The 25,991-nt window shown below is 59.8% G+C and carries 25 protein-coding genes and 1 tRNA gene; 21 read left to right on the top strand and 5 right to left on the bottom strand.

Features of this window, described 5'->3' with window-relative positions:
* Positions 1-10: 10 nt before the first annotated feature.
* From BMZ40_RS09350 to BMZ40_RS09340, 3 genes are read left to right on the top strand one after another with little or no spacing between them, the layout of a single operon-like run.
* Positions 11-1,624: a rhodanese-like domain-containing protein gene (locus tag BMZ40_RS09350; RefSeq protein ID WP_092374525.1), complete on the top strand. Its 1,614-nt coding sequence runs from the start codon at positions 11-13 to the stop codon at positions 1,622-1,624.
* Positions 1,621-2,100 carry a MauE/DoxX family redox-associated membrane protein gene (locus BMZ40_RS09345; protein WP_092374522.1) on the top strand — a complete coding sequence of 160 codons (480 nt, stop codon included), beginning with the start codon at positions 1,621-1,623 and terminating at the stop codon, positions 2,098-2,100. Before BMZ40_RS09350 ends, BMZ40_RS09345 begins: the two co-directional genes overlap by 4 nt.
* Positions 2,097-2,411: a hypothetical protein gene (locus BMZ40_RS09340; protein ID WP_092374519.1), complete on the top strand. Its 315-nt coding sequence runs from the start codon at positions 2,097-2,099 to the stop codon at positions 2,409-2,411. The genes BMZ40_RS09345 and BMZ40_RS09340 overlap by 4 nt, the downstream gene beginning before the upstream one ends.
* 6 nt (positions 2,412-2,417) lie before the next feature.
* On the opposite strand, the gene BMZ40_RS09335 is transcribed toward BMZ40_RS09340, so the two are convergent.
* Together BMZ40_RS09335 and BMZ40_RS09330 are read right to left on the bottom strand one after the other, a co-directional pair.
* Positions 2,418-2,987, bottom strand: coding sequence for a molybdenum cofactor guanylyltransferase (locus tag BMZ40_RS09335; RefSeq protein WP_092374827.1), 570 nt, complete (start codon positions 2,985-2,987; stop codon positions 2,418-2,420).
* A gap of 437 nt (positions 2,988-3,424) precedes the next feature.
* Positions 3,425-4,309 (bottom strand): formate dehydrogenase accessory protein FdhE, encoded by an 885-nt coding sequence (locus BMZ40_RS09330; RefSeq protein WP_177193089.1) that lies wholly within the window; start codon positions 4,307-4,309, stop codon positions 3,425-3,427.
* A 162-nt stretch (positions 4,310-4,471) separates the two neighbouring features.
* Between BMZ40_RS09330 and BMZ40_RS09325 the strand changes: the two genes are divergently transcribed.
* The 5 genes from BMZ40_RS09325 to BMZ40_RS09310 all read left to right on the top strand — a co-directional run bounded on the left by BMZ40_RS09325 (position 4,472) and on the right by BMZ40_RS09310 (position 8,355).
* Positions 4,472-4,885: a winged helix-turn-helix domain-containing protein gene (locus tag BMZ40_RS09325; RefSeq protein WP_092374513.1), complete on the top strand. Its 414-nt coding sequence runs from the start codon at positions 4,472-4,474 to the stop codon at positions 4,883-4,885.
* A gap of 2 nt (positions 4,886-4,887) precedes the next feature.
* A complete protein-coding gene (locus BMZ40_RS09320; RefSeq protein WP_092374510.1) occupies positions 4,888-6,126 on the top strand; it encodes a molybdopterin molybdotransferase MoeA in 1,239 nt (412 codons plus the stop codon).
* Positions 6,127-6,139: 13 nt separating this feature from the next.
* A complete protein-coding gene (locus BMZ40_RS09315) occupies positions 6,140-8,074 on the top strand; it encodes a molybdopterin biosynthesis protein (RefSeq protein ID WP_092374507.1) in 1,935 nt (644 codons plus the stop codon).
* A gap of 17 nt (positions 8,075-8,091) precedes the next feature.
* Complete coding sequence (locus BMZ40_RS19575) at positions 8,092-8,262, top strand: hypothetical protein (RefSeq protein WP_177193088.1); 171 nt, start codon at positions 8,092-8,094, stop codon at positions 8,260-8,262.
* Positions 8,263-8,279: 17 nt separating this feature from the next.
* A tRNA-Gly gene (locus BMZ40_RS09310) sits at positions 8,280-8,355 on the top strand.
* 106 nt (positions 8,356-8,461) lie between these two features.
* On the opposite strand, the gene BMZ40_RS09305 is transcribed toward BMZ40_RS09310, so the two are convergent.
* Positions 8,462-8,671, bottom strand: coding sequence for a hypothetical protein (locus tag BMZ40_RS09305; RefSeq protein WP_092192447.1), 210 nt, complete (start codon positions 8,669-8,671; stop codon positions 8,462-8,464).
* A gap of 278 nt (positions 8,672-8,949) precedes the next feature.
* On the opposite strand from BMZ40_RS09305, the gene mfd reads away from it, so the two are divergent.
* From mfd to BMZ40_RS09240, 13 genes are all read left to right on the top strand, one after another.
* Positions 8,950-12,390, top strand: coding sequence for a transcription-repair coupling factor (mfd, locus tag BMZ40_RS09300; protein ID WP_092374505.1), 3,441 nt, complete (start codon positions 8,950-8,952; stop codon positions 12,388-12,390).
* Positions 12,391-12,584: 194 nt separating this feature from the next.
* Positions 12,585-13,502 (top strand): peptidylprolyl isomerase, encoded by a 918-nt coding sequence (locus tag BMZ40_RS09295; RefSeq protein ID WP_092374502.1) that lies wholly within the window; start codon positions 12,585-12,587, stop codon positions 13,500-13,502.
* Positions 13,503-13,541: 39 nt separating this feature from the next.
* Complete coding sequence (locus BMZ40_RS09290) at positions 13,542-14,480, top strand: helix-turn-helix domain-containing protein (RefSeq protein WP_092374499.1); 939 nt, start codon at positions 13,542-13,544, stop codon at positions 14,478-14,480.
* 30 nt (positions 14,481-14,510) lie between these two features.
* Positions 14,511-15,254, top strand: coding sequence for a DNA repair protein RecO (gene recO / locus BMZ40_RS09285; protein WP_092374496.1), 744 nt, complete (start codon positions 14,511-14,513; stop codon positions 15,252-15,254).
* Between the two features lie 30 nt (positions 15,255-15,284).
* Complete coding sequence (locus BMZ40_RS09280) at positions 15,285-16,154, top strand: glycine--tRNA ligase subunit alpha (protein WP_092192437.1); 870 nt, start codon at positions 15,285-15,287, stop codon at positions 16,152-16,154.
* Positions 16,155-16,190: 36 nt separating this feature from the next.
* On the top strand, positions 16,191-18,272 hold the full coding sequence (gene glyS, locus BMZ40_RS09275; RefSeq protein ID WP_092374493.1) for a glycine--tRNA ligase subunit beta: 2,082 nt from the start codon (positions 16,191-16,193) through the stop codon (positions 18,270-18,272).
* Between the two features lie 108 nt (positions 18,273-18,380).
* A complete protein-coding gene (rpsT, locus tag BMZ40_RS09270; RefSeq protein ID WP_092192433.1) occupies positions 18,381-18,641 on the top strand; it encodes a 30S ribosomal protein S20 in 261 nt (86 codons plus the stop codon).
* 217 nt (positions 18,642-18,858) lie between these two features.
* On the top strand, positions 18,859-19,998 hold the full coding sequence (locus BMZ40_RS09265) for an ABC transporter substrate-binding protein (protein ID WP_092374490.1): 1,140 nt from the start codon (positions 18,859-18,861) through the stop codon (positions 19,996-19,998).
* A 61-nt stretch (positions 19,999-20,059) separates the two neighbouring features.
* On the top strand, positions 20,060-20,941 hold the full coding sequence (locus tag BMZ40_RS09260) for a branched-chain amino acid ABC transporter permease (protein WP_092374487.1): 882 nt from the start codon (positions 20,060-20,062) through the stop codon (positions 20,939-20,941).
* 1 nt (position 20,942) lies between these two features.
* Positions 20,943-21,908, top strand: a complete 966-nt coding sequence (locus BMZ40_RS09255) for a branched-chain amino acid ABC transporter permease (protein WP_245751070.1) — start codon at positions 20,943-20,945, stop codon at positions 21,906-21,908.
* Positions 21,901-22,674, top strand: a complete 774-nt coding sequence (locus BMZ40_RS09250; protein ID WP_092374481.1) for an ABC transporter ATP-binding protein — start codon at positions 21,901-21,903, stop codon at positions 22,672-22,674. Before BMZ40_RS09255 ends, BMZ40_RS09250 begins: the two co-directional genes overlap by 8 nt.
* Before the next feature lie 2 nt (positions 22,675-22,676).
* Entirely contained in the window at positions 22,677-23,417 is a 741-nt protein-coding gene (locus BMZ40_RS09245; RefSeq protein ID WP_092374479.1) for an ABC transporter ATP-binding protein, read from the top strand.
* A 151-nt stretch (positions 23,418-23,568) separates the two neighbouring features.
* On the top strand, positions 23,569-24,855 hold the full coding sequence (locus BMZ40_RS09240; RefSeq protein WP_092374476.1) for a phenylacetate--CoA ligase family protein: 1,287 nt from the start codon (positions 23,569-23,571) through the stop codon (positions 24,853-24,855).
* A 444-nt stretch (positions 24,856-25,299) separates the two neighbouring features.
* Here the strand turns inward: BMZ40_RS09240 and BMZ40_RS09235 are convergent, their stop codons facing one another.
* On the bottom strand, positions 25,300-25,683 hold the full coding sequence (locus BMZ40_RS09235) for a hypothetical protein (RefSeq protein WP_143075582.1): 384 nt from the start codon (positions 25,681-25,683) through the stop codon (positions 25,300-25,302).
* Positions 25,674-25,991, bottom strand: a 318-nt coding sequence (locus BMZ40_RS09230; protein ID WP_143075581.1) for an integrase core domain-containing protein, incomplete at its 5' end; no start/stop codon positions are given. The genes BMZ40_RS09230 and BMZ40_RS09235, both read right to left, overlap by 10 nt.

The following is a 25,991-nucleotide window of genomic DNA, read 5'->3' as shown; positions in this document are numbered from 1 at the left end:
GGAGCGGCAGATGACGGTTCAAACCGAAGGCGATGCCGATCGCGTCAGATACCAGTTTCAGATTCTGTTCGATACGGCCGCAGAGCTGAGCGGGGCGCGTTATCCACACAGGATACTGGAGGCTTTTCTGCTTTCGGCCCAGGGTGGAGTTGGCGCCCGGGGCGGTTTTGCGGCCGTCCTGGGGCAGGACGGGTTTCAGCTCATGACCCGCTCCAGTCTCTCCAAAAGCCTGACTCCTGAATATGCGCGGGTGCTGCGCGAACATCTGGACGCCCTCGGCGAAGAGCGCAAATCCTCGTTTTTCGTGCCCTCCCTGCAGGGCGAGCTCTGCCCCGGAAAATGCGAGCTGCTCCTGGTCTGTCCTCTCGATGACGGCCGGGATGGAGTGCTCGGCCTGGAAGAAAGCCTGGCCGGGCGCCCGTATGATGAAAACGACAGGCAGCTTGTGGCGGGTCTTGGCACCCTGTTCCAGACCAGCCTTCGGTTCTCGCTCTATGCCACCCGTGTCGAACTGCTCAACGCCGAGTTGACCAAGCAAAACGACACCCTGGACCGTCAGATTTATCACCTGAGCGCTTTGCGCGACCTCTCCGGAGAAATTCTGCGCGTTGACATGGCCGAGGTCATGTCCACCTTTCTCTTGACCCTGCTCGGGCATTTTTCCCGGCCCCAGGGCCTTCTCGTGCTGCACGACCGCAGCTCGGGACAAATCCATGAAATTTCCAGCGGCCTGCCGGTAAAGCCCGAACTCACCGACGAAAAGGTGGAGAGGCTGTTTTTTCTGTGCTTGGCTGGTGTGCGCGAAAAGCATCTGCAACCCTTGCAGGTCGAACCTGTCGAGGACATGAGCGGCGCCATGGGGATCGAGCTGGGTTTTACGCCCGACCGGGGCTATCTCTTCATGCTGCGCGAGAACTTGTACGGGGTGTTGCTGCTGGGGCAGAGTCTCGGTCCGACGGTTCCCGCCGAGGACGGCCTGTTGCAGGCCTTTGTTTCGCAGGGCGTCTTGCATCTCAAGAATGCCGATTCCTTCAGGACCATCATGGCCCTGAACGATGATCTGGCCAGGCAGAACGAGGAACTGCGACGCACCATCGATGAACTGACGCGGGCCAGGGACCAAATCAGCATGCTGGAGGCCGCGGGCAGACGCATCGCCGGCATCGTGCACAGCAAGGCGTTGAGCCTGACCCGGGTGCGCCTGGTCGATTTCTTTCTCATCATTGCGCTGAGTCTGGGCATGGCGTTGGCGTTCAACGCGCAAAACCCGCGCGGTATACCCCTGATCGAAGCTCCCGGGCCCGAGGTTCCATTCGTGACCCTGAAGCAGGCATTGGCGCTCATCGAAAAGGAGGATGCGCTTCTTGTCGATGCACGCCCGCGTGAGTTCTTTGAGCGCGAGCATGCGCAAAGAGCGGTCAATGTTCCGGCTCAGCTTTTCGATCTGGTCTACATGATGCAAATGACCGCCGAGGACCCCGAGCGGCCCATCGTGGTTTTCGGGCGCAGCGTGAGCCGCCGCTACGACCTGACCGTGGCCACGAAATTTCTGGGCAGGGACCATGAGCGGGTCTATATCGTCAAGGACGTCCCACCTCTGGCCCTGGACGGAGGCACGCAATGATTCCACGCCTGAAGCACATCCTGACCCATCCCCTTCTCGCCCTGATCCTGCGTCTCTATCTGGCCGGAATTTTCATCTACGCCAGCCTGCACAAGATCAATTTTCCGGCCGAGTTCGCGGACAACATCGCGGGCTATCTCATCGTCCCGTATTGGCTGATCAATCCATTGGCCGTGTTCATGCCCTGGCTGGAGCTGGTCTGCGGCCTCTTTCTTCTGGCCGGTGTCAGGGTGCGGGCGGCGAGCCTGCTGATCGGCGGGATGCTGGCCATGTTCACCGTGGCTGTGCTGGTGGCCCTTATCCAGGATACGCCCATCGGGTGCGGCTGCTTCCAGACCGTTGGGGAGCCCATCTCCTGGTGGACGGTGCTCAGGGATCTGGGCTGGCTGGCCATGACCGCACATGTTTATTTTTATGATCGGCTGATCCATCTGGACCGGCTCTTCATGCTCAAACCGGAGGAACTTGGGCTGTGATCAAATTACTGCCGTTTTTGCTGCTTTTTCTCTGTCTGTCCTGTTCCTCCCGGCCCGATCTCGCCGGACGCTACGAGGCGTCGCACACGGGCCCAAGCGGGCCGGTGAACGCGGTCATGACGCTGGCCGAGGACGGCAGCGGCAAATGGGAGATCGAGGGGGAGGTTTTGCCGTTTTCATGGGTCGTGCGCGAGGGTGCGCTCAACGTGCACACCGGTGACGGGGCGGTGGTCGAAGGCGTGATCGAGGGCGGCAATGTCCGTCTGGACGTGCCGGGGGTCGGCACGCTTGATTTCGTTCGCGGGAAATAGTTTTTTCTAGCGGCCTTGCAGCTGCTCCAGATCGGTCGGGTAGTTGACGTTGAAGAAGATGCGCCGTTCGTCTTCCGTGTAGATTACCGTGTGGCGCAGTTCGGCCGGGATGAGCCGGCTGAGCTTGAAGAGCCCCTGGGACACGCCTTCCTCCAGCAAGGGCAGGGCCTGCGGTTCGTAGATTGCGACCAGGTTCTCGATGAATCCCGTATCCTTGAGTTGCCAGGTGGTCAGCACGCAATGCCGCGGGCGCTCTTCCCGCGCGGCCATGAGTCTTTCGATGATGCCGTCCTCCATGAAAGGCAGGTCGCAGGCAAGGACGAATATCGGTTCCCTGAATTTGCGCAGCGCCGTGATGATGCCGCCGGCGGGGCCGATGCGCTCCGTCTCATCGGTGATGACGGGCCAGGGCCCGCCCACATCGATGGTCTGCCGGCAGGAGACATAGACCTTGTCGACATGGCGTTGCAGCAGCGTGGCCGTGCGCGTGAGCAGGGTCTGCCCCTCGTGCACGACGCGGGTCTTGTCTTGTCCGAGCCGGGATGATTTTCCTCCGGCAAGCACCAATCCAATCATGATTTTCCCTGTGCCGCGATCCGCCGCCGAAAGGCAGCGGGCGCGGTATTTTTGGTTTGCAGGCGTCTCAGTGCGGCCGCATTCCGGGCCGATCCGGGGCGCGGCCGCCAAAACCCCTTCTCCGGTCTCGTACTGTTTTTCCGTCGTTTCTGCCGAACAGATGTCTGCGCTCCGGGCGAGGGACGACGGAAAAACAAACGATTCCTGGCTCAGTCAGACAGTTGCCGCCCCCGCCCCGGATCGACCCGGAACGCTGGAACCGGGCGCTGGCCGGGGCAAGGCTGTTGACGGATTCAACCCGCAGGGAGAAATGCGCAATTTTCGCATTCGCCTCCGAGTCATTCCCGCCTCCGAGTCATTCCCGCGAAGGCGGGAATCCATCCCCTTGTTCATATGGATGGCAACAATCGGTCCTGTCTGGAGGCAGTTCTTATTCTTTAAAAACCCCAGGCCGAGAGAGTAGGGCGCTTGTATTTCTTTTCCCGGGCCGCCACATCGAGGCTCAGGGATTCCAGATCATCCACCAGGGGCAGGGTTCTGCGATCGAGGTTTCTGAAATCCGTGAGCTTGATGTAAAGATTGCAGGTCTTGCAGGCGTTGATGCGTACTCCGGGCTCTTCATCGGCCTCGTAGTATTCCAGTTTCGCCACGTCCTTTTCCAGACAGAAGGGACACTGCAACCTGGGCGCATGATATTCCGCGTGGCAGAATCCGCAGATGTTGTATCTGAATCCTTCCTTTTCGCGCAAATCGGATATGATCGGCATGCTGCCGCACAGGGGGCAGTGCCCATGTTCCCAGGAATTCGAAAGATCGGTCCGGGCTTCCAGCGCGATGGCGGCGCGCTCGAGGGACGGAGTCATGGCGGCCTGCGCGAGCATGGGCAGGATGCGCGGCGCGGAAGGGGTGACGGCGGTCCAGGTGGAGAAAAAACCCTCGTCGCCGTTCAAATGCGCCTGCATGACCAGGTCCAGGTCCAGGGATTTGTCCGCGATGGCGGCCGAAATGGCGGCAGCGGCTTCGCCAAGGGCCGGGTTGACCGCTTTCGTCAGCTCCAGGAATTCGTTGAACAGTTCGATGCTCTGGTCTTTGTCAAAGGGAAAATCGGTTCTTTCGACCAGAGGAGCGCCCTGGCTGTGCTGCAGTTGATCGGCGATTTCGATCGTGGCGGCGGCAGGAACCTGGGCTTTGTCCCGGGCCTTGAGTTGACGGGTGTAGATCTTTTCGACCAGATCGATCAGTTCCACGGGAAGAAAATCCCGTTTTCTGCACGCGTCGATTTTCTTGGCAAGCAATTCCAGGGCTTTTTCAGCTTCGATCATGGGCATTCTCCGTTGGTGAAGGGCGAGGTGTGAATCCGGGCCGGGTCCGTTCCTAGCGTGTCTTTTGATACATCACAATGCTTGTTTTGTGTCTTGCTTTGATTTAGCAAAATATGTGTCTGAATTTTAATCACATCATCCTCAAGCCGGGAGGAGGAATCCATGACCGAATCCAAAACCGAGGGCACCTTGACCTTGCGCCTGCATGTCTGGTTCGAACGCGACGAGAAGATTTTTCTGGGCATCGGCCGGGCCCTTTTGCTCGAAAAAATCGAGGAGTGCGGATCGCTCAGACAGGCTGCCACGGATATGAAGATGTCGTATCGGGCCGCCTGGGGCAAGCTCAAGGCCGCCGAGGAAAGCATCGGCAAACCGCTGGTGCAGAAGATCAAGGGCAAGGGCCAGCGTTATGAGCTTACCCCCGTCGGGCGTCAGCTGGCCCGGCAGTTTCTGCAGCTGCAGAGCGACATCGAGGTCTACGCCAAGGGCAAGGCCCAGGATATTTTCGGCGAGGAAGTGCAGTATTACGCCGATGCCTATCCGGAAACCAAACTTTCATCTTTCAAGGCGGATTAGGAATGGATCATGGTTTTTTCCGGGTCATTTCTCCGGCCCGGTTTTGCGAGTTGCTGCGTGGTTTCGCGCCCGTGGATTCCGAACTCATGCCCCTGGAGGATTGTCTTGGCCGCGTTCTGGCCGAAGACATCCTGTCCGGGGAGGACATCCCGGCCCTCGACCGCTCCTGCATGGACGGCTATGCCGTGCGCGCGTCTGACACCTTCGGCGCGAGCGAGGGCAATCCGGCCTATGTGGAGCTTGCCCGCAGCGCGGCCATCGATGAGGTCGTCAGCCGTCCCCTCTATTCCGGGGAATGCATGGGCATCGCTACGGGCGGAAGCCTGCCGCCCGGCGCGGACGCCGTGATCATGGTCGAGCATACCCAGATGCTTGGGGATACGACAGTCGAGATTCGCAAGACCGTAACCCCGGGCGAGAACGTCATGCTCAAGGGCGAGGACGTGGGGCAGGGGCAGGTGGCCGTGCCCGCCGGAAGGCGTCTGCGTCCCCAGGATGTGGGACTCATGGCCGCCATCGGCTGCACCGCCGCACGGGTTTATCGTCGGCCTCGCTGCGGTGTCGTATCAACGGGCGACGAACTGGTCCCTGTCGATTCCGTGCCCAGGCCCGGGCAGATACGGGACGTCAACTCCCATACGCTGGCCTGTATGGCCCGGCAGTCGGGGGCCCAGGTCAGCGCCCACGGACTGGTCCCGGATGCGCGTGAAGCCCTGCAGGACGCCCTGACCCGCTGTCTGGAGGAAAACGACGTGGTCTTCATCTCCGGCGGCAGTTCCATCGGGACCCGTGACCTGACCATCGAGGTCCTGGAATCCTTCGCGGACAGCGAAATTCTGGCTCACGGCGTGTCCATCAGCCCCGGCAAGCCGACCATCCTTGCGCGAGTCGGGGGCAAGCCGGTGCTTGGGCTTCCCGGTCAGGTCACCTCCGCCCAGATCGTCATGCTTGTCTTCGGGCAGCCGCTTCTGGTGCATCTGGGTGGTGATGCGGGGGCCTTTGATGCCGGACGCCTGCTCATGCGTCCGGCCAAGCTCGGGGCCAACCTGTCATCCAAACCCGGCCGCGAGGACTATGTGCGGGTGCGGCTTGAAGAACAGGACGGGCAGTGCGTGGCTATGCCGAGGCTCGGCAAGTCGGGGCTGCTGCGGACCATGCTCGATGCCGACGGGCTGGTGCGGCTTCCCGCATCCCTCGAAGGCATGAGGGCCGGACAGGACGTGGATGTCTGGATATTCTAACCTGCGAAAAAAAATGAAAAAACGAAACATATATCTGAAGACCGTGCCAGTGGCCGAAGCCCTGTGTCTGGCCATGGACGCCCTTGACCGGGACGGCCTGGTCGGCATGGAGACGATCCCCGCGCATCAGGCCTGTGGCCGGGTTACGGCGCAGGCGGTGCATGCGGTGTGTTCCTCCCCGACATTTCACAGCGCGGCCATGGACGGCTATGCCCTGAAAGCCGAGTCCACTTTCGCCGCCCGCGAAGGACGGCCCGTGCGGCTGGCCAAGGGCAGCCAATGCGCGCCCGTCAACACCGGACACCCTCTGCCCGAGGGCATGGACGGGGTGCTCATGATCGAGAAGGCCGTGCGCGACACCGATGATTTCATCGAGCTTGAAACCCCGGTCTTCCCCATGCAGCACGTACGCCGCATCGGCGAGGACATCGTGGCCACGGAGCTGCTCCTGCCCCAGAACAGGCTGCTCTCTCCCTATGACGTGGGCGGCCTCCTGAGCGCCGGGATCTGGGATGTTCCGGTCTGGGAACAGCTGCGCATGACCTTCATCCCCACCGGCGATGAGGTCCTTGATTTCACCACGCGCCCAAGTCCGCGTCCGGGGCAGGTCATCGAGAGCAATTCGCAGGTCTTCGCCGGTTTGGCGGCCGCCCAGGGCTGCCTCTTCACCCGGGTCGATCCCGTGCCGGACAACGAGGACGCCCTGACTACGGCGGTGCGCGAAGCCGTGAACGGACCAAGCCATGTGGTCGTCATCGGCGCCGGGTCCTCGGCCGGCTCCAAGGATTTTTCCCGTTCCATCATCGAGAGCCTGGGTCAGGTGCTGGTTCACGGCATCGACCTGATGCCCGGCAAGCCCTCCATCCTCGGCATCGTGGGCGGCAAGCTGATCGTCGGGGCTCCGGGATATCCGGTCTCGGCCGTGGTCTGTTTCGAGGAATTGCTCATCCCGCTTTTGTCCTGGCTGTCCCGCAAGACGCCTCCGGTTCGACAGTTGGTGGACGTGGAACTGGCGCGCAAGATTCCTTCCAAGCTCGGCACGGAAGAGCTGGTCCGGCTGGCCATCGGCCGGGTCGGAGAGAAGCTGGTGGCCACCCCCCTGGGGCGTGGCGCGGGCATGCTGACCACGCTCATCCGCGCCCAGGGCGTGACCCGCATTCCGGTGGACAGCGAGGGCGCCGAGGCCGCCTCGAAGGTCCGGGCCGAGCTGCTTGTGCCGGCGGCGGAGCTGGATCAGACCCTGGTCGTGGTCGGCAGTCACGACAACATCCTCGATGTGCTTGGCAACGAGCTCATGGGGCTGACCCGGCCGGTGCGCATCGCCTCCAGCCATGTGGGTTCCATGGGTGGGCTCACGGCCCTCAAGAACCGTTCGGCGCTCATGGCCGGGACTCATCTTTTCGACGAGCTGAGCGGTGACTTCAACTTTCCCTTTTTCCGCAAGTATCTGCCCGGCCTCAACGTCGCGTGCGTCAATCTGGCCATCCGGCATCAGGGGCTGATCGTGGCCAAGGGTAATCCGCTTGGCATCAGCAAAGTGGAGGATCTCGCCCGGCCCGAGGTGCGCTTCATCAACCGCCAGCGAGGTGCCGGGACGCGCATCCTGCTCGATTATCACCTGCGGCAGGCCGGGATCAGTTCGGAGCAGGTGAACGGGTACGACAAGGAGGAGTTCACGCACATGGCGGTGGCGGTCAACGTGCTCACCGGGACGGCCTCCTGTGGGTTGGGAATTTTTGCGGCCGCGAACGCCCTGGGTCTGGATTTCGTGCCCCTGGCGCGGGAGCGTTACGATCTGGCCTTCCTGCCCGAACATGCGGACTGGAAGACCGAAGTGGCACTGGAACTGATCCGCTCGGCATCCTTCAAGGAGCGCATCGAGAAGCTGGGCGGGTACGAGACCGCCCTGACCGGCCGCATCATGGAGCCCGGCCAGGGACTTGGATAACCGGTCAAGAACGACGAATGACCGGACTGTTCCAGGACGGCGGGATGCGGGGAACAGGGAATACCCGGGTCCCAGGCGTATTTGAAATGGCGATGATCGGTGTTTTACGCGGCGACGAAGCGGATCGGCGGTTGGGGACGCCCGGTAACCCCTTCTTTTTCCTTGACGGCCATGTGCGGTTGAAGTAGCTGCATGATCCTCGCGGGCGGGAGTAGCTCAATGGCTAGAGCATCAGCCTTCCAAGCTGAGGGTTGCGGGTTCAAATCTCGTTTCCCGCTCCAGATTTTTCGGCCGGTCCCTGACCGGCTTTTCTTTTGCCCAAAATATGCCTGGGGGCAAAAAAAAAGCTCCCGAAAAGGGAGCTTTGGAGCGTCGAAGGCAGGAACTTTATATCTCGCCCATGGAATGGCGCAACCTGAGTTCGTTCAGGATGGCGTTTTCGTAGTGCATTGACGGCGGCTCTTCGTGTTCCGTGGGTTCGAGATAGCGGTCGAGCATCTGGCTTTCTTCCCAGAAATCGAGCAACTCGTCGTTGCCGAGGATCTTGAGCTGGTCTTCCAGAGTGAAGGGATCCTCATTGGGAAGGAATCGTGCCATGAACTGCTCCTTGGACGTGAATGGTGAACGGTTAGGTACGGATCGACCAATACGCACCCGTTTCAGGCCTGTCCACCAAAATGTCCGGCATTGACGGTACTCTTTGCGGGAGGCTGTCTGCGTCGCGCGCAAGTGCTTGACCTTGCCTCTCTTTTGGGCAACGAAAAACGATTCTGTGCGGAGAGGTCAAGCGCCTGTTCGCACATGGCCATGGCTCCAAGCCGCTCCTTCCCGGGGGCGGCTTTTACCCGTTGCTTTCAACCCGGACCGGTCGCCACGTGATCATTCCCCAAGCCTTGCAGAAGCTCATCGATGGAGCGGAGCGTCAAACCAGAATCTTCAAGAGCGGGCCCGCCTCGCAGATGTATCTGGCCCAGGCGCTGATCGAAAAGGGTCACAATGTCGTGCTGGTGCTGCCGCCGAGCGCGGATCTGCCCCTTTACGATTCCCTGGCGCGTCTCTTTTCGCCCGAGGACAGGAACCTTCCCTTTTGGGAGAGGCGCTGGCTGCGCTTTCCACATTATACCGTGGAGGACCCGCGCCGTTCTCCCTGGCCGGAACGATGGCGGGCCCTTTTTGCCCTGGCCCGGAAAAAGCGTGGCCGCGGAGTGCTGCTGCCGCTTGAAAATCTGATCCAGAAATGGCCGCATCCCGAACTTCTGCAGCGCGAGCATCTGGAGCTGTCGGAGGGCGAGGAAATTTCCCAGGAGGATCTCCTGGAGACGCTGGTCAACTGGGGATATGCGCGCGTTTCCATGGTCACCGCCGTGGGCGAGACCTCCCTGCGCGGCGACATCATGGACATCTTCTGTCCCGGATACGACCATCCGCTGCGGCTGGAGTTTTTCGGCGACACCCTGGAGCGGATCAGGCTCTTTGAACCCATGTCCCAGCGCTCGCGCGCCGATCTCAAATCCCTGACCATTCTGCCCGTGGCCGGATGCATCGGCGCCGACACCTACAGGGAAGAGGCCCGGAGCATGTTCGACGGATGGCTGCGCCTGGGAGAGATCTCAAAGCCTGTGCGGGCGGAGCTTGAAAAGGAGCTGCTGCAGGTCCATCCGCACCTGCCGCCGAGCATGTATTATCCCCGGACCGTGGGCCTTGAAGCCTGGCTGCCCGAAGAAAGCGTGTATGTCATGGCCGAGGCCCAGGATCTGCGGACCAAGCTCGACGAGACAAGCTGGGCCTGGCAGAATTTTTTTCGCGACGACGAGCGGCAATGGCCACGTCACGGCCTGATCCAGACCCCGGGCGATGTGCGCAAGACCTGGGAGAACAATCGCCAGGTCCTCTGCGAGAGCCTGGTCATGGGCGTGCGCGAGGATGGGCTGGACCTGCCCGAAGAAGGGGTGAACTCCTTCGAGGATCTTTTCTGGACTCCGGAAAGCCGCTCCCGGCCATGGCGGGCGCTGATGCAGGAGCTTGCCGTCTGGCGCAAGACCTACGCCCAGACCATCTTCTGTTTCCATACCGAGCAGTCCCGCAAGAAATTTTTGCAATTGGCGGCCCAGGACGACCATGTGCTCAAAACCGAGTACGAGGCCACGGGCAGGGGGATCTTCGCGCTGGTCGGTTCCCTGGGGCACGGCATGCGCCTGCCCTGGGCCGAGATCCAGATTCTGCCCGAGTCCGTGCTCCAGCCGGGCGCTCCCAAGGCGCAGCGCAGCGCGGGCAAGGCATTCAAGGGCCTCGATGCCTTCGACGAGCTTGAATCCGGGGACCTTTTGGTCCATCGCGATTACGGCCTGTGCCGGTTTGGCGGCTTGCATCGCATCAAGTTCGGGGATGTGGCCAACGACTACCTGCTGTTGCAGTATGACGGTGAGGATCGGCTCTATCTGCCGGTGGACCGCCTGGGACAGGTGCAGCGCTACAAGGGGCCCGACGGCGCGGCTCCGGCTCTGGACCGTCTGGGCAGTGCGGCCTGGAGCAAGGCCCGCGAGCGCACCCGCCAGTCCATCGCCAAGATCGCGCGCGATCTGGTCGAGATGTACGCCTTCCGCAAGATTACCAAAGGATTTCAGTACAATCCCATCTCGGAACTCTACTGGGAATTCGAGGCCAGCTTTGGGTTCGAGGAGACCCGCGATCAGGAGAAGGCCATCGCCGACGTCCTGGCGGACATGGAAAAACCCGAACCCATGGATCGGCTGGTCTGCGGCGATGTGGGCTTCGGCAAGACCGAGGTGGCCCTGCGCGCGGCCTTCAGGGCGGTCCTGGACGGCAAGCAGGTGGCCTTGCTCTGCCCGACCACCGTTTTGGCCGAGCAGCACTACCAGACCTTCCGGCAGCGCATGGAGCCGTTTTCCATCACGGTGGGACTGCTGAGCCGCTTTGTGCCTGCGGCCGGGCAGAAACGCACCCTGGAAGCCGTGCGGCGCGGGCAGGTGGACGTCCTGATCGGCACCCATCGCATGCTCTCCAAGGATGTGGAATTCTCCAACCTGGCCCTTTTGATCCTCGACGAAGAACAGCGCTTCGGCGTCAAGCACAAGGAGCGCATCAAGAAGATGCGTTCGACTATCGACGTCCTGACCCTGACCGCCACGCCCATCCCGCGTACCCTGCAACTCTCCCTGTCCGGCATTCGCGGCCTCAGCGTCATCGAGACTCCGCCGCGTGACCGCAAGCCCGTGGAGACGTCCCTGCTGGAACGCGATCCGGCCCAGCTCAAGGCCATTCTGGAGCGCGAACTGGCCCGGGGCGGCCAGGTTTTCTGGGTTTACAACAGGGTACAGGGCCTGGAGCGGGTGGTGGAGTTCGTGTCGTCGCTGGTCCCCGGGGCCCGGGTCGGCATGGGCCATGGGCAGATGAAGGCCCAGGACCTTGAAGAGACCATGCACAGGTTTTGGCACGGCGAACTCGACGTGCTCGTGTGCACGGCCATCATCGAGTCGGGGCTGGATTTTCCCCGCGCCAACACCCTCATCGTCGACCAGGCACAGCTTTTCGGACTGGGGCAGCTTTATCAGCTGCGCGGCCGGGTGGGGCGCTCCAGCGAGCAGGCCTACGCCTATTTCATCATTCCCGATCTGGATCGTTTGCAGGAGACAGCGCGCAAACGGCTCAAGATCATTCTCGACATGGATTACCTCGGGGCCGGATTCAAGGTGGCCATGGAGGACCTGCGTCTGCGCGGAGCCGGGAACATCCTCGGCGAAGCCCAGTCCGGGACCATCGGCAAGGTGGGTCTGGATCTCTTTTTGGAGATGCTCGAAGAGGAGGTCACAAGGCTGCGCGGCGGCAAGGTCGAGACGGAGATCGAACCCGAGCTCAATCTCGGTTTCCAGGCCCTCATTCCCGAGGAATACGTGGCCGACGGCAAGGAACGGCTGCATTACTACAAGGCTTTGTCCTCCTGTCACGACGAGGGGGCCATCGTGGAAATCGTGGACGACATGCGCGACCGCTTCGGCTCCCTGCCCGAGGCGCTGAAAACCTTTGTGGCCGTACTCATGATCAAGATCGATGCGCGCAGGCTTGGCGCAGTGCGGGTCGATCTGTTCGAGGAGCGGGCGCTTATCCACTGGGACGAAACCCGGCATAACGTGGACCTTTCCAAGCTCATGGACTGGGTGGGCGAAAATGCCGCCTGTGCCCGGATTCTGCCGCCGGCCAAGCTGGAGCTGCGCCTTGCCGCCGGGTCCTCGCCGACCCTGGCCATGCACTCGCTCAAAGACATGCTGCTGGTGCTCAGGGAGCGGATCAAGCTCTGAAGGGCCGTGCCGGGAGCTTCCCAAGTTTGAACTGGACTCGGTCAGGACTGAAGGGTACTACGTTGGGCGCATTGTCAACTTTGTCGCGAGCTGCCGGACGTTTTTTGGGCACCTTATTGGCCGGCCCGGAAAATGATGCGCGGGGCATGGGGGCTTGCGATGTTCCTCAAAAATAATAAAATGAGACCTGATTTATGAAAAAATGCGGTATTCGCGCTGTTTTGGTGCTTTCTCTTCTCTTTGTCCTCGCGGGCCTCGGACAGGCCGCGCAGCTGGTCGATCGCATCGTGGCCGTGGTCAATGGCGAGATCATCACCTTCCAGGAATTGCAGCAGCAGATCCGTCTTGTCATAGGGCAGACCCCAGATCCCGAAACGGCCGGAAAGATCGCTCCCCAGGTGCTCGACGACATGATCGACGGGATCATTCTGCGTCAGGAAGCGCAGCGGCTCAAGATCGAGGTCTCCGATTCCGAGGTGGAGAACGAAATCCGCCAGTTCAAGGCCAGACGCCGTTTGAGCGAAGAGGATTTCGAACGCACCTTGCGTCTTCAGGGCCTGACCCCCGAACAGTTCAAGGAGCGCAGTCGCGAAGACATCATCAAGCACAAGATGCTCGGCTACATGGTGCGCCGCAAGGTCGTGGTAACCCAGGAAGAAATCGACGCTTACAAGGCTCAGAACAGTGCTGAACTGACCACCGAACGCATCGTGGACGTGCAGATGCTTGTGCTCGTGGACGAGGATCGTGCCAATTCTCTCTGGAAGTCGCTCAGCGCAGGAGAAATCAGCCTGGATGAGGCCGTGGCACAGTATTCCATTGGCCCCAAGGTCGACAACGGCGTCATGAGCAATGTGCGCTGGCGGGAATTGGCCGAGCCATGGCGCGAAGGCCTGCGGGGTCTGGATGCGGGCGAGATGGGCAAGCCTTTTCTGATCGAGGACAAATGGGTCATCCTGAAACTGCTGAATCGTCGGGACGGAGCGCGTCAGGAACAGGCGGCCATGGATGAAGAGGTGCGGGAAGCCATCATGCGTCCCAAACTCGAAGAGCGCTTCAAGGAATACATGAATGGCTTGCGCGGCAAGGCCATCATCCAGAAGAAGCTTTAGGTCTGCGTTTCGACAAACCATGCATGGAGTTTCCTGAATATGGATTTGATTGAGATCGGAACGGCACTGCGCGAAGGCCGGGAACAAAAAGGGCTGACAGTCGAGGCGGTCGAAGAGAAGACCAAGATCGCCCCTTCCGTCATTATCGCCCTTGAAGAAGGCAACAGCGCCAGGTTTCCTCACGCAGTCTATGCCAGGGGGTTTGTGCGGAGTTACGCCTTGCTGCTGGGGCTGGACGCGCAGGAATTGTGCGCTCATTTCGGTCGTGAATACCCCGTGCCCAAGGACAACGACCAGTCGGAATCCCATGCGCCCCATATTCACGTCAAAATGCATGATTCGGGCAGCGTCGTGACCACCGTGCGCATTGCCGCGATTGTGGGCATCCTGCTCATCGGGGCCTTGGGTTGGTATATTTTCGATCACTATCGTTCCCAGGTGCCCGAGGCTCCCGCCCCGGTCGAAGAAGAGCTGACCCCTCCCCCCGCTCCTCCGGCGGAAGTCCTGCCGTCCGGTTCCCTGCCCGCTCCCATGACCCAGATGCAGGAAGTGGCGGCCACACCGGCGGAAGAGTCCGCTGCGGACACGGTCGCCACCTCGGGCGAAGCGCTGAATGCCACCGCCGAGGCGTCCATCCCTGCCGCGCAAGAGGTCGCCCCGGAGTCGGCGCAGACTGCCGTAGTGGAGCCGGTCGTCGAAGAGGTGCAGGACGCCATGACGGGACAGTCCGCCGCTGCCGAGCCCGTCAGGGAACGCAGCCTGCGCATAGTGGCTCATTCCGCGAGTTGGCTGCAGGCCCGGCCCGACGACAAGATTCTGGATTATTTCCTGCGCAAGGGCGAAACGGCCACCATCAATTTCAGCGAGTCCCTGAGCATCAAGTTCGGCAACGCGGGCGGGGTCAAGCTTGAGCTCGATGGCCAGCCCTATCCCTTCGAAGGGGCGCTGGGCGAGGTCAAGACCCTGGTTGTGGAGTAGTCGCGGCAGGCGTGGGACCGGGGATGGTACATGGAATTTTCTGAAAAGGTCCTGGTGCTGCGGGTGGGCACTTTTCGAGAAGCGGACTGCTGGGTCCGTTTTTTTTCTCCCACGCACGGCCTCCTGACCGCTTTCGCCTTTGGCGGACGTCGTAGCCGCAAGCGTTTCTGCGGCTGTCTGGACCAGCTCAGCCTGGTCCATTTTCGTGTCAGCCAGGGCCGGCAGGAGTATTTGTGTCTGCAGGAGGGCACGCTCATCAACGGCTTCGGGGAGCTCAAGCGCGACCTCAAGAAGCTCGGCATGGTCAGCAACTGCGTGCGTTTTTTTGAATCCCTGCCATTCAGTCCGGACGGCTACGCCTCGGCCCACGAGCTTTTGCTGGAGACTCTCGAGGCCCTGGACGAGGAGCGGCCGGGATCATGGTTCATCCCGCTCATGTTCCGCGCCAAGATGGCGTTCTCCCAGGGCTACCAGCCGGATCTGCAGCGGTGCCGCCAGTGCGGAGGGCCTCTTGATGCCCATCATCGCGCCGTGTTCGCCGTGCAGGAAGGCGGCCTTTACTGTCTGCGGTGTCCTTCCGGCGGAGGAGCCAAAATTTCCACTTCCCGCGAAACCTTGAGTCTGCTTCATGGCCTGGCCCGTTCCGGTCCCAGGGAATGGGCGGACTGGGTGCCTTCGGCCAAGGTGCGGGAAGAGTGCGTCCGTCTGGTGGACGCTTTTGTTCAATGTCATCTTGGCCTGACCTGCGAAGGCAACCGTTTTGTGCGGAGCTGAGCGGAATGGATCCCTTTTAAGGAGCTGTGCATGAATTTTCAGGACGTCATTACCAACCTGCAGCGTTTCTGGGCCGATCAGGGCTGTGTGCTGCAGTTTCCATACGACATGGAAGTCGGGGCGGGGACGTTCAACCCGTCCACTTTTTTGCGGGTGCTCGGTCCCGAACCCTGGAAGGTGGCCTATCCCGAATCCACCCGCAGGCCCACGGACGGGCGCTACGGCGAGAACCCGAACCGCTTGCAGCATTATTTTCAGTTTCAGGTCATCCTGAAGCCTTCTCCGGCCAATGTTCTGGAGCTCTACCTGGACAGCCTCGGCGTTCTGGGCATCGACAAGCACGTCCATGATATCCGCTTTGTCGAGGACGACTGGGAGAGCCCGACGCTTGGCGCCTGGGGACTGGGCTGGGAAGTGTGGCTCAACGGCATGGAGGTCACCCAGTTCACCTATTTTCAGCAGGTCGGCGGCATCAATCTCGAGCCCATCAGCTGCGAGATCACCTATGGCGTGGAGCGGCTGTGCATGTATTTGCAGGAGAAGGAATCGGTCTACGATCTGGCCTGGAATGATCACGTGACCTACGGCCAAGTCTATCATCAGGCCGAGGTTGAGCACTCCAAGTACAATTTCGATCACTCCGATCAGGAGATGCTGCTGGGATTCTTCAATTCCTGCGAGGCCGAGAGCGCGAAGCTGTGTGAAGCCGGGCTGCCTTGGCCCGCCTATGATTTCTGCCTGAAATGCTCCCACACCTTCAATCTGCTCGATGCGCGCGGTGCGATTTCGATTACGGAGCGGGCCAAGTACATCGCTCGGGTCCGGGCCCTGGCATCGAATGTGGCCAGGCTTTACGTCGAGCAGCGCGAGGCCATGGGGCATCCGCTTCTGGTATCCTAACCGTCCCGTTTCGGGCTTTTTGATAGGGAGTTTTTTATGAGGCATTTTGTTCTTGAAATCGGCGTGGAGGAAATGCCGGCGCGCTTCCTGCCGCTCCTGGACCGGGAGCTGGCGGAACGTTTTTCAGCCCTGCTCACGGAAGCGGGGCTTGAGTTCGGGCGCGTCGCCACGGCTTCCACCCCCCGGCGCTTGGTGGTGGACATTTCCGGTCTGGCCGATGTGCAGAAGACCGAGGAGATCGTCGTGTCGGGTCCTCCTGCGCGCATCGCCTTCGACGAGGCTGGCAATCCGACCAAGGCCGGACTGGGTTTTGCCAAGTCGCAGAACGTGGAATTTGATCAGATCTATGTGGAAAAGACGGACAAGGGCGAGTATCTGGCCCTCAAAAAGACCGTCGGCGGACGCCTGGCCTCCGAGATTCTGGCCGAGATCTGTCTGGCGATTTTGCCGAATCTGACTTTTCCCAAGAAAATGCAGTGGATGGGCAAGGAGTGCACCTTTGGCCGCCCAGTGCGCTGGATTTTGGCCATGCTCGACGACCGGATCGTGCCCTTTGCCTTTGCCGGCCTTGACGCATGCGATCAGACCCGCGGCCATCGGGTCATGGGCCCCGGACCGTTTACCGTTCCCCATGCCGATGAATACGCCCGGATTCTTAATGATGACGGCAAGGTCATTCTCGACGCCGCCGACCGCAAGCAGGCCATCAGAGCCGAAGGCGACCGTCTGGCGGCGGAGGTGGGCGGCAGTGTGGAATGGCTTGATTCCCTGCTCGATCAGGTCGCCAATCTGGTCGAGACCCCCCGCGCAATGCTCGGCGGATTTCACGAGAAATTTCTGGAGCTCCCGGCCGAGGTCCTGCTGACCAGCATGGAAACTCACCAGAAGAGTTTTGGCCTGCGCGGCGCAGATGGGAATCTGCTGCCGTATTTTCTGACCGCCGCCAATATCGAGTCGCGTGAACCGGCACTGGTGCGCAAGGGGTGGGAGAGGGTGCTTCGCGCCCGCCTGGAAGACGCACGTTTCTTCTGGGAGTCCGACTGCGCCGCGACCTTCGACCATTGGCTGGACAAGCTCGACAAGGTCATCTTTATCGGCCCCTTGGGGACCATGGGCATGAAGACGCGCCGGCTCGAAAAGCTTGCAGCATTCATCGCCTCCGTCGTCGCGCCGGAACTTGGCGAATCGATGGCCCGGGCCGGACGCCTCTCCAAGGCCGATCTGGTCTCGGAGATGGTTTATGAATTCGACGATCTGCAGGGCAAGATGGGCGGCATCTACGCCCGGCGCAAAGGAGAAAGCGAGATCGTGGCCGAGGCGCTCTACGAGCAGTACCTGCCCGCCGGTCAGGATTCGCCGCTACCTTCAAGCATGGCAGGAGCAATTCTGTCCCTGACCGACAAGCTCGACAATCTGGCGGGCTGTTTCGGGCTTGGCATGGTGCCCACGGGCGCTGCCGATCCCTATGCGCTGCGTCGCAGTGCCCTTGGAGTGTGCCGCATCATTCTGGAAATGGGTCTTCGGGTCGACATCGGGGTCCTGCTGCGCGAGGCACAGAAAGGCTACTCTGACGTGACCTGGAAGTTCGGCGAGGACGAGGCCCTTGAAAAGCTCATGGACTTCTTCGGACAGCGCCTGCGCGCCTATTGGAATGCCAAGGGCATCCCGACCCTGGTACTGGAAGCGGCCATGGCTCCAGGTTTCGCGGATATCCACGATACCTGGCTGCGTGTTCGCGCCCTGGCGGAATTCAGCCGCGAAGATGATTTCGAGGCTTCGGTCCTGACCTTCAAGCGTGCGGCGAACATCATCCGCAAGCAGGCCGATCAGGATCTTTCCGGGACAGTGCGTGAGGATCTTCTTGAGATCGATGCGGAGAAATCATTCTGGTCCACGCTGCAGGCGATCGAGCCTGTCTGGGCTGAACTGGCGGCTACGGAGGACTATCCGGGAATGCTGTCCCGCCTGCGGGTCCTGCGTCCGGCCGTTGATGAATTCTTCGACGGGGTCATGGTCATGTGCGAAGATACTGCGTTGCGCGCCAATCGCCTGAATCTGCTTTATCGCCTGGTCAATACCCTGGGGCGTGTCGCTGATTTTGGAAAATTCCAGGTCTAGGGCGTCCAAGGCTTGACATACCTCGAAAGCTTCGGCTAATGACGCCGGATTGCAGAGGCATCTTGATGCTGATAGAAACACGCGTTTAATTTGAGAAGGAGTTATATTTTGGCCAATCACAAGTCTGCCCTGAAGAGACACCGCCAGAGCCTGAAGGCTCGCGAGCGCAACAGAATGATGAAAACTCGGGTGAAGAACGCCACAAAGGCTTTGCATGCAGCCATCGAGTCCAACGACAACGAAGCCGTCGCAAACGCCCTGAAGAACGTCACCTCCATTCTGGACAAGGCCGCGAGCAAGAAGATCGTGCACTGGCGTACCGCAGCCAGAAAGATTTCCAGGCTCTCCGTGGCCTCGAACAAAATCTAGTCACTCTACGCCTTCAATTGAGTTACGAAAGCCCGTCATGATGCTGCATGACGGGCCTTTTGTTTTTTTGGGGGGGAAGAATAGGTCCTATAGGACCCATAGGACCTATGGGACCTATGAAAAGCCCATGAATTGACACTGGTGCGTGATCGGGTTATCGATTATCGTTCAGCATCCTTTTTTCTTTGTTTTTTCATCAAAATTTTCGGAGGTTTCCATGAACGCGGCAAAATGTGTCATTGCGCTTGTCGCCTATCTGTTGACTTGCGTTCCGGCCTTTGCGGCCGATGCGATTAAGATCGGCGCCATCCTTTCCGTGACCGGTCCGGCGTCCTTCCTGGGCGAACCCGAAAAAAACACGCTGGTCATGCTTCAGGATCAACTTAACGCCGCCGGCGGGGTGAACGGACAGATGGTCGAAGTCATCGTTTACGACGATGAATCGGATGTGAACAAGTGCGTCATGGCTGCCAAGAAGCTGCTCGATCAGGATCAGGTGGCCGTGGTCATCGGTCCCAGCATTTCCGGCAACACCTTGGCTATCTCCAAGTTTTTTTCTTCCGCCGAGGTGCCGCTGGTTTCCTGCGCCGCCGCCGAGAAAATCGTGCGCCCGGTTGATCCGTGGGTGTTCAATACGCCGCAGCTGGATCGCCACGCCGTGACCAGAATTCTCCAGGATGCCAAGGCCAAAGGGTACTCTAGGCTCGCCATCCTGACCGTATCCGACGGCTATGGCCAGGCCGGGCGCAGCGTTCTGAAGGAACTCATCCCAGCGCAAGGATTCGAGCTTGCCGCCGATGAGGTCTATGGACCCAAAGACACCGACATGACCGCGCAGTTGACCAAGATCAAGGGTGCGGCCGCCGACGCCATCATTTGCTGGGGCACCAATCCCGGCCCGGCCGTGGTCGCCCGTAACCGTGTCCAGCTGGGCCTGACCGTGCCTCTGTACATGAGCCACGGTGTGGCCTCGAACAAGTTCATCGAGCTTGCCGGGGAAGCCGCCGAAGGGCTTGTACTGCCCGCTGGTCGCCTGGTGGCGGTGGAGCAGGTCCCGGCCGATCACCCACAAAAAGCTGTGCTTGAAGCCTATGTGGAGGGATACGCCAAAGCCTACGGCACCCAGATTTCCTCTTTTGGCGGCTATGCCCATGACGCCTTCGCGCTGGTCATGGAAGCCATCGCCAAGGGAGATTCCGCCAAATCAACCGATATCCGCGACAACCTGGAGAAAATTTCAGGCTTCGCGGGCACCTCGGGAGTGTATACCTATTCACCCGAGAATCATAACGGCCTAGACGAGTCTGCGTTCATTATGGTGACCATCGAAAATGGCGCCTGGAAGGCTCTGAACTAAATCATTAAATGACCAAAAGCCGGTGGAGATTCAAGTCCGCCGGCTTTTTTCATGTGAGAAAATGGATCCATCCAGCCTGCTGCAATATCTGATCACGGGGCTCACGCTGGGCAGTACCTACGGGCTCACTGCCTTGGGTTTCACCATCATCTTCAACACCACCGGCGTGATCAATTTCGCCCAGGGTGAATTTGTCATGCTCGGCGGGATGATGAGTGTCTACTTCATGCACTCCCTTGGTTTCGGTGAGCCTGCGGCAGTGGTGCTGGCCGTTCTCGGGGCGACCATGGCCGGTGCCCTGGTGGAGCGCCTGGCCATCCGGCCGGTGCGGGACTGTCCAGCCATCAACCTGATCATCATCACCATCGGCGTTTCGATTTTCATTCGTGGCTTGGCCATGCTGCTTTGGGGCAAGGACACTCACGTTCTCGAACCTTTTTCCGGAAATCAGCCGATCATGTTCCTTGGGGCCGCCATCATGCCGCAGGCCATCTGGGTCCTGGTCATAAGCCTTTTTCTGCTCGGCGCCCTGAAGATGTTTTTCTCCGGGACCATCCACGGCAAGGCCATGTTGGCCTGTTCCTTTGATTCCAAGGCAGCCTCTCTGGTCGGCATCGGCGTGCAGCGCATGGTGCTTCTGTCGTTCATGATCTCCGCCCTGGTCGGTGCCGTAGGCGGCGTGATTCTGGCTCCCATCACCATGACTTCCTATGACGTCGGCATCATGCTCGGCCTCAAGGGGTTCGCGGCCTGCATTCTGGGGGGGCTTGGCAATCCTTTCGGGGCAGCGGCCGGGGGCGTCATTCTCGGTGTGCTGGAATCGTTTGGGGCAGGGTTTGTGTCCTCGGCCTACAAGGACGCGCTGGCCTTCGTCATTTTGCTGATTCTTCTTTTCGTCAAACCTTCCGGCCTGTTCGGCCTCAAAGACTCCAAAAGGGTGTGAAGTGGCGTATCGAAAGGACATGATCTGGCTGGCGGTTTTCTTCGGACTGCTGATGCTGGCGCCGGCGCTGCTGCCGAACAACTATTATCTGACCATCCTCATCCTGGGATGCCTGCATGCCATGAACGCCGTGGGTCTGTGCCTGCTGGTCGGGCATGCCGGACAGATTTCCCTGGGACATGCCGGTTTCTATGGCCTGGGCGCGTACACAAGCTCCTATCTGAGCACTACCGTGGACCTGTCGGTCGGTCTGTCCATGCTCTCGGGCGTGGCCCTGACCGTGGTGGTCAGCATTCTGGTGGGGCTGCCGTCCCTGAAGCTCAAGGGGCACTATCTGGCCATGGCCACTTTGGGATTCGGCATCATTCTTTCCATCCTCTTCACCGAGACCGTGGACATAACCGGTGGTCCGTCCGGTTTTGTGGGCATTCCGCGCCTGTCCTTTTTCGGTTTTGAGCTGCGCAAGGATGTGGCCCTTTACCGCGCCGTGGCGGTGATGCTGTGCCTCATTGTCTGGCTGGCCTTCAACCTGCTGCACAGCCGCGTCGGCCGGGCCCTGCGCGCCCTGCACACATCGGAGAGGGCGGCCGAGGCCATGGGTGTGGATATCGCGCGATACAAACTCCTCGTCTTTGTCCTTTCCGCCGCCTTTTCGAGTATCGCCGGAGTGCTCTATGCGCACTACCTGACTTTTATCGCCCCTTCGTCCTTTGGTTTCATGTTTTCCGTGGAGCTGATCGTCATGGTTGTGCTGGGTGGCATGATCAGCGTGCCGGGAGCCATCGTGGGCGCTTTTTTCGTCACCGTTCTGCCCGAATTCCTGCGCGCCTTCGAGAATATCGAGGTTTTGCTTTTCGGAGCCATCCTGATCCTGTGCATGATGTTCCTGCCCGACGGCATGGCGGGGGGATGGAACAGGCTGTGGTCCTGGGGCAAGGCGCGTCTTTCGGGGGTTACCCATGGATAGCGCGATTCTTGGGTGCAGCGGCATCTGCGTGCGCTTTGGAGGGGTTCAGGCCCTGGCGGATATTCATTTTGAGGCCATGCGCGACGAGATCACGGCCATCATCGGTCCCAACGGAGCGGGCAAGACAACGCTCCTCAATGCCATCTCCGGCATGGTCACCCCAAGCCATGGCACCCTGACCTTCGAGGGGCATGGTATCACGGCCCTTCCGGCGCACGAAAGGGCCTGGAGCGGAATGGTGCGCACCTTTCAGAATCTGGAGATTTTTTCCAACATGACGGTGCTTGAGAATGTGGCCATGGGCTGCCACGGGCGACTGTCCCTGCCTGCCTGGCACAGCCTGCTGCGCACGCCGAAATCGAGACGTCTGGAAGATGAGGTCCGCCGCGAAGCCCTGGAAGCGCTTGATTTCGTGGGCATGTCCGACCTGGCTTCGGCCACGGCCAAGGATCTGGCCTTCGGCAAGCAGCGACTGCTCGAACTGGCTCGCGCGCTGGCGGCGCGCCCAAAGCTCCTGCTGCTCGATGAACCGGCGGCCGGGCTCAACATAGCCGAAACCCAGGTCCTGGCCGACCTGATCATGCGCATTCGAGACACCTACAATCTGTCCGTCATCCTGGTCGAGCATGACATGGAGCTTGTGATGCGCATCAGCGACTCCATCCTGGTGCTGTGTTTCGGACAGACCATCAGTCGCGGCACCCCGGCCCAGGTTCAGAAGGACCCCAAGGTCATCGCCGCGTATCTGGGCGGAGACGAGGACTGATCATGCAGCCAACGCTTCTTTCACTCAAGAACATGGACGTCTTTTACGGCCGCATCCATGCCGTGCGCCGAGCCACTCTGCACGTGCGCCAGGGCGAGATCGTGGCCCTCATCGGCGGTAACGGCGCGGGCAAGACCACCATGCTCTGCACCATCTCTGGACTGATCAGGCCCGGGCTGGGCAGCGTCATTTTTGGCGAAGAGGATCTGGTGCGACGCAGTCCGGAACAGATCGTGCGTGCCGGAATTTCGCATGTGCCCGAGGGGCGGCTCGTGTTCAGCCCGCTCTCCGTCGAGGATAATCTGCGCCTGGGAGCCTATACCCGCCCGCGATTCCGACAACGCGCCGGCATTGCCGAGGATCTTCAGACCATGTACTCCATGTTCCCCGTCCTGCGCGAGCGCCGCGCCCAGGCCGCCGGGACCCTGTCCGGCGGCGAGCAACAGATGCTGGCCATCGGCAGGGCGCTCATGGCCCGTCCAAGGCTGCTGCTTCTGGACGAGCCGGGCATGGGGCTGGCCCCGCTTGTGGTCAAGGATATTTTTCGTCACATAGTGGAACTGCGCGATCGTCTTGGCCTGACCGTGCTCCTTGTGGAGCAGAATGCCCGCAGCGCACTCAAGATCGCCGACAGGGGGTATGTGCTGGAAAACGGACGGGTCATCCTGCAGGGCACGGCCGATGAGCTGCTTGCCAATCGCGACGTGCAGCGCGCTTATCTGGGCCGCGAGCTGGATGCTTGAAAAGGCCCGATTGCCGCGCTACCGCGGTCAAAACGTTGCATCGCGTGTGTTGTGATCCGCCTTGGTCTGGTTTTAAAATTGCGCCTTGCACACGATCCTTTTTGAATTTCCCGCGCATGACCTTGAATTTTTAGAGCTATAGGGGGGGGAGATGTACTGGCAAAGCGAGTATGAATGCATGGAGCGTGGCGAGCTGGAGCTTTTGCAGCTTGAGCGGTTGCAGGCCACCTTGAACCGCGTGGCGCGCAACGTGCCGCTGTATCGCAAGCGCTTCGCGGAGCTTGGTATCGACCCTTACGACGTGCAGTCCCTTGAGGATGTGAAGCGGCTGCCCTTCACCACCAAGGAAGATCTGCTGCAAAACTATCCGTACGGCCTTTTTGCCGTGCCCCTGCGCGATGTCGTTCGTATGCAGGCTTCTACGGGCACCACCGGCAAACCCACGGTGGTGGGATACACCTCCGGGGATGTGCGTCGCTGGTCCGAGCTGGCGGCACGGATCCTCACGGCGGGCGGGGTGACCAAGGATGACGCCGTGCAGATCGCCTTCAATTACGGTCTTTTCACCGGCGCTTTCGGCGTCCATTCCGGGGCGGAGCTGATCGGCGCATCGGTTATCCCCAGCTCCGGAGGGGACGCCAGACGCCAGATTTCCATCATGCAGGATTACCGGACCACGGCCCTGGTCTGCACTCCCAGTTATGCCCTGCACCTTGCCGATACTCTGGATGAGATGGGCGTCAACAAGACCGCGCTCAGTCTGCGCTTCGGCCTTTTCGGTTCTGAGCCTTGGACCGAAGAGACCCGCCGGGAAATCGAGAGCCGGTTGGGTATTCAGGCTACGGACAATTACGGCTTGAGCGAAATAACGGGCGTGGCGGGGGAGTGTCTTGAGCGGGCCGGTTTGCACATCAACGAGGATCATTTCCTGGCCGAGATCGTGGACCCGGACACCGGCGAGGTCCTTCCCGCAGGCGCAAAGGGCGAGCTGGTCCTGACCACTTTGACCAAGGAAGCCTTTCCCCTGATTCGTTTCCGAACCGGGGACCTGACCACGCTCATCGACGCGCCCTGCCCCTGCGGCCGGACGTTAAAACGCATGACCCGCATTCCGGGCCGCAGCGACGATATGCTCATCATTCACGGCGTAAACGTCTTCCCGGCCCAGATCGAGGCGGTCATCGCCGACACGGGCCTGACCGATCCTCACTATCAGATCGTACTGGACCGGGTCGGACATATGGACCTGGCCACCATCATGCTCGAAGCCCCGGAATCCTTTTGCACTGACTCCATCAAAAAATCACAGCGCATCCTCGAAAACGTGCGCATCCGTCTGCAAACAGAACTGGGCGTTGCATTTGAGGTTCGATTGGTGGAACCGAGGACCATCGAAAGAGTCAACGGAGGCCGGATCGTGGATCGTCGTAAAATGTAAGGATCGCAACGCGCCAAAGCGTGCGTCTCTGGTCGGGCTGTTGGAATGCAACGCTATGCATGATATTGGTGAGTTAAAATTTTGAATATTAAGCCTTCGGTTATTCTTTCTGGAGGCTTTATCAGAAGCTTTGAAAACAAACACTTTAATCATGCGCTATTTTCTTCATAATTTTTAAAATATTACCTTCTCTTTTTCTGCAAGATCCAATCTTTTCATCATTTTCGCCCATATAAGCTGCTGAATTTTTCCCAAAAGAATGATTATTTGGGCAAATGTAAGATCCTCATAAAATGGCAGGAATATGCGCATATTAAACGTCGAAGAACCAAAATTTTATTAAATTAATGAGCTTGTTTTTGTATGATGAATTTTTTTAGAATTCAGACAGGAGTTTCGAAGATTTCTGGTCAAAAAGCCGATTACTCAAAATAATACAGCATACTAGCTTTTGATTTTTTGTAAGACCCTACGCGTCACTTCGTATCCGAATGCGGTCAGGATTTTGGCCTGTTCCGGCGACGGTTCTTCGATCAGACGCAAGGCCTTTTCCTTTTCCCCATTCCAGCACAGACACGAATGCAGATTGCGCATCAGTTCCATGGCCCGCTGTGCGGTCATGTGGATTCCGGCATCTTCCAATTTTAACTCCACGAGTCGCAAATATGCCAGGGCGATGATGCAGCTCAGGAAATGGCATCTGATTTTCGAGTCCGTCCAGTGGCGGATCGGGAACATGCTGACCAGGTCGTCGTCCTTCGATTGCCGGAATGCTTCTTCCACAAGATATCTGTCCAGGCTGTGTAACCCTCCCCAAGTTAGTGCCATCCAAAAGTAGAGACTTCCTTGGGTGAATTTTTCATGAGGAACTCTGCCGGGGTCAAATTGCCAAGAGATTCATGGGGCCGTTCCTCGTTGTACTGCCTCAGCCAATTCTCCGTAATTTCTTTCACTTCCGTCAGGGATTTGAACAGATAGAAGTCCAGCACCTCTTCCCTGTAGGTCCTGTTAAAGCGTTCAATGTACGAATTCTGTGTTGGCTTACCTGGCTGGATGAACTCCAATTCCACACCATTCTTCTCGGCCCAGTCAGCCAGCAACACGGAAATCAGTTCCGGCCCGTTGTCCATTCTCAG

The organism is Desulfomicrobium apsheronum, from assembly GCF_900114115.1.
GTDB classification, from domain to species: domain Bacteria; phylum Desulfobacterota; class Desulfovibrionia; order Desulfovibrionales; family Desulfomicrobiaceae; genus Desulfomicrobium; species Desulfomicrobium apsheronum.
Note: the sequence above shows the minus strand (reverse complement) of the source record. Positions and strands in the feature narration are given on the sequence as shown.

Coding starts and splice junctions, on each gene's coding strand:
- BMZ40_RS09250 (WP_092374481.1), top strand. CDS start 21,901: ATGGATAGCGCGATTCTTGGGTGCAGCGGCATCTGCGTGCGCTTTGGA.
- BMZ40_RS09280 (WP_092192437.1), top strand. CDS start 15,285: ATGAATTTTCAGGACGTCATTACCAACCTGCAGCGTTTCTGGGCCGAT.
- BMZ40_RS09315 (WP_092374507.1), top strand. CDS start 6,140: ATGAAAAAACGAAACATATATCTGAAGACCGTGCCAGTGGCCGAAGCC.
- BMZ40_RS19575 (WP_177193088.1), top strand. CDS start 8,092: ATGACCGGACTGTTCCAGGACGGCGGGATGCGGGGAACAGGGAATACC.
- BMZ40_RS09245 (WP_092374479.1), top strand. CDS start 22,677: ATGCAGCCAACGCTTCTTTCACTCAAGAACATGGACGTCTTTTACGGC.
- BMZ40_RS09295 (WP_092374502.1), top strand. CDS start 12,585: ATGAAAAAATGCGGTATTCGCGCTGTTTTGGTGCTTTCTCTTCTCTTT.
- BMZ40_RS09350 (WP_092374525.1), top strand. CDS start 11: ATGACGGTTCAAACCGAAGGCGATGCCGATCGCGTCAGATACCAGTTT.
- BMZ40_RS09260 (WP_092374487.1), top strand. CDS start 20,060: ATGGATCCATCCAGCCTGCTGCAATATCTGATCACGGGGCTCACGCTG.
- BMZ40_RS09305 (WP_092192447.1), bottom strand. CDS start 8,671: ATGGCACGATTCCTTCCCAATGAGGATCCCTTCACTCTGGAAGACCAG.
- glyS (WP_092374493.1), top strand. CDS start 16,191: ATGAGGCATTTTGTTCTTGAAATCGGCGTGGAGGAAATGCCGGCGCGC.
- BMZ40_RS09335 (WP_092374827.1), bottom strand. CDS start 2,987: ATGATTGGATTGGTGCTTGCCGGAGGAAAATCATCCCGGCTCGGACAA.
- BMZ40_RS09265 (WP_092374490.1), top strand. CDS start 18,859: ATGAACGCGGCAAAATGTGTCATTGCGCTTGTCGCCTATCTGTTGACT.
- BMZ40_RS09330 (WP_177193089.1), bottom strand. CDS start 4,309: ATGATCGAAGCTGAAAAAGCCCTGGAATTGCTTGCCAAGAAAATCGAC.
- BMZ40_RS09345 (WP_092374522.1), top strand. CDS start 1,621: ATGATTCCACGCCTGAAGCACATCCTGACCCATCCCCTTCTCGCCCTG.
- BMZ40_RS09325 (WP_092374513.1), top strand. CDS start 4,472: ATGACCGAATCCAAAACCGAGGGCACCTTGACCTTGCGCCTGCATGTC.
- recO (WP_092374496.1), top strand. CDS start 14,511: ATGGAATTTTCTGAAAAGGTCCTGGTGCTGCGGGTGGGCACTTTTCGA.
- BMZ40_RS09235 (WP_143075582.1), bottom strand. CDS start 25,683: ATGGCACTAACTTGGGGAGGGTTACACAGCCTGGACAGATATCTTGTG.
- BMZ40_RS09290 (WP_092374499.1), top strand. CDS start 13,542: ATGGATTTGATTGAGATCGGAACGGCACTGCGCGAAGGCCGGGAACAA.
- BMZ40_RS09240 (WP_092374476.1), top strand. CDS start 23,569: ATGTACTGGCAAAGCGAGTATGAATGCATGGAGCGTGGCGAGCTGGAG.
- BMZ40_RS09320 (WP_092374510.1), top strand. CDS start 4,888: ATGGATCATGGTTTTTTCCGGGTCATTTCTCCGGCCCGGTTTTGCGAG.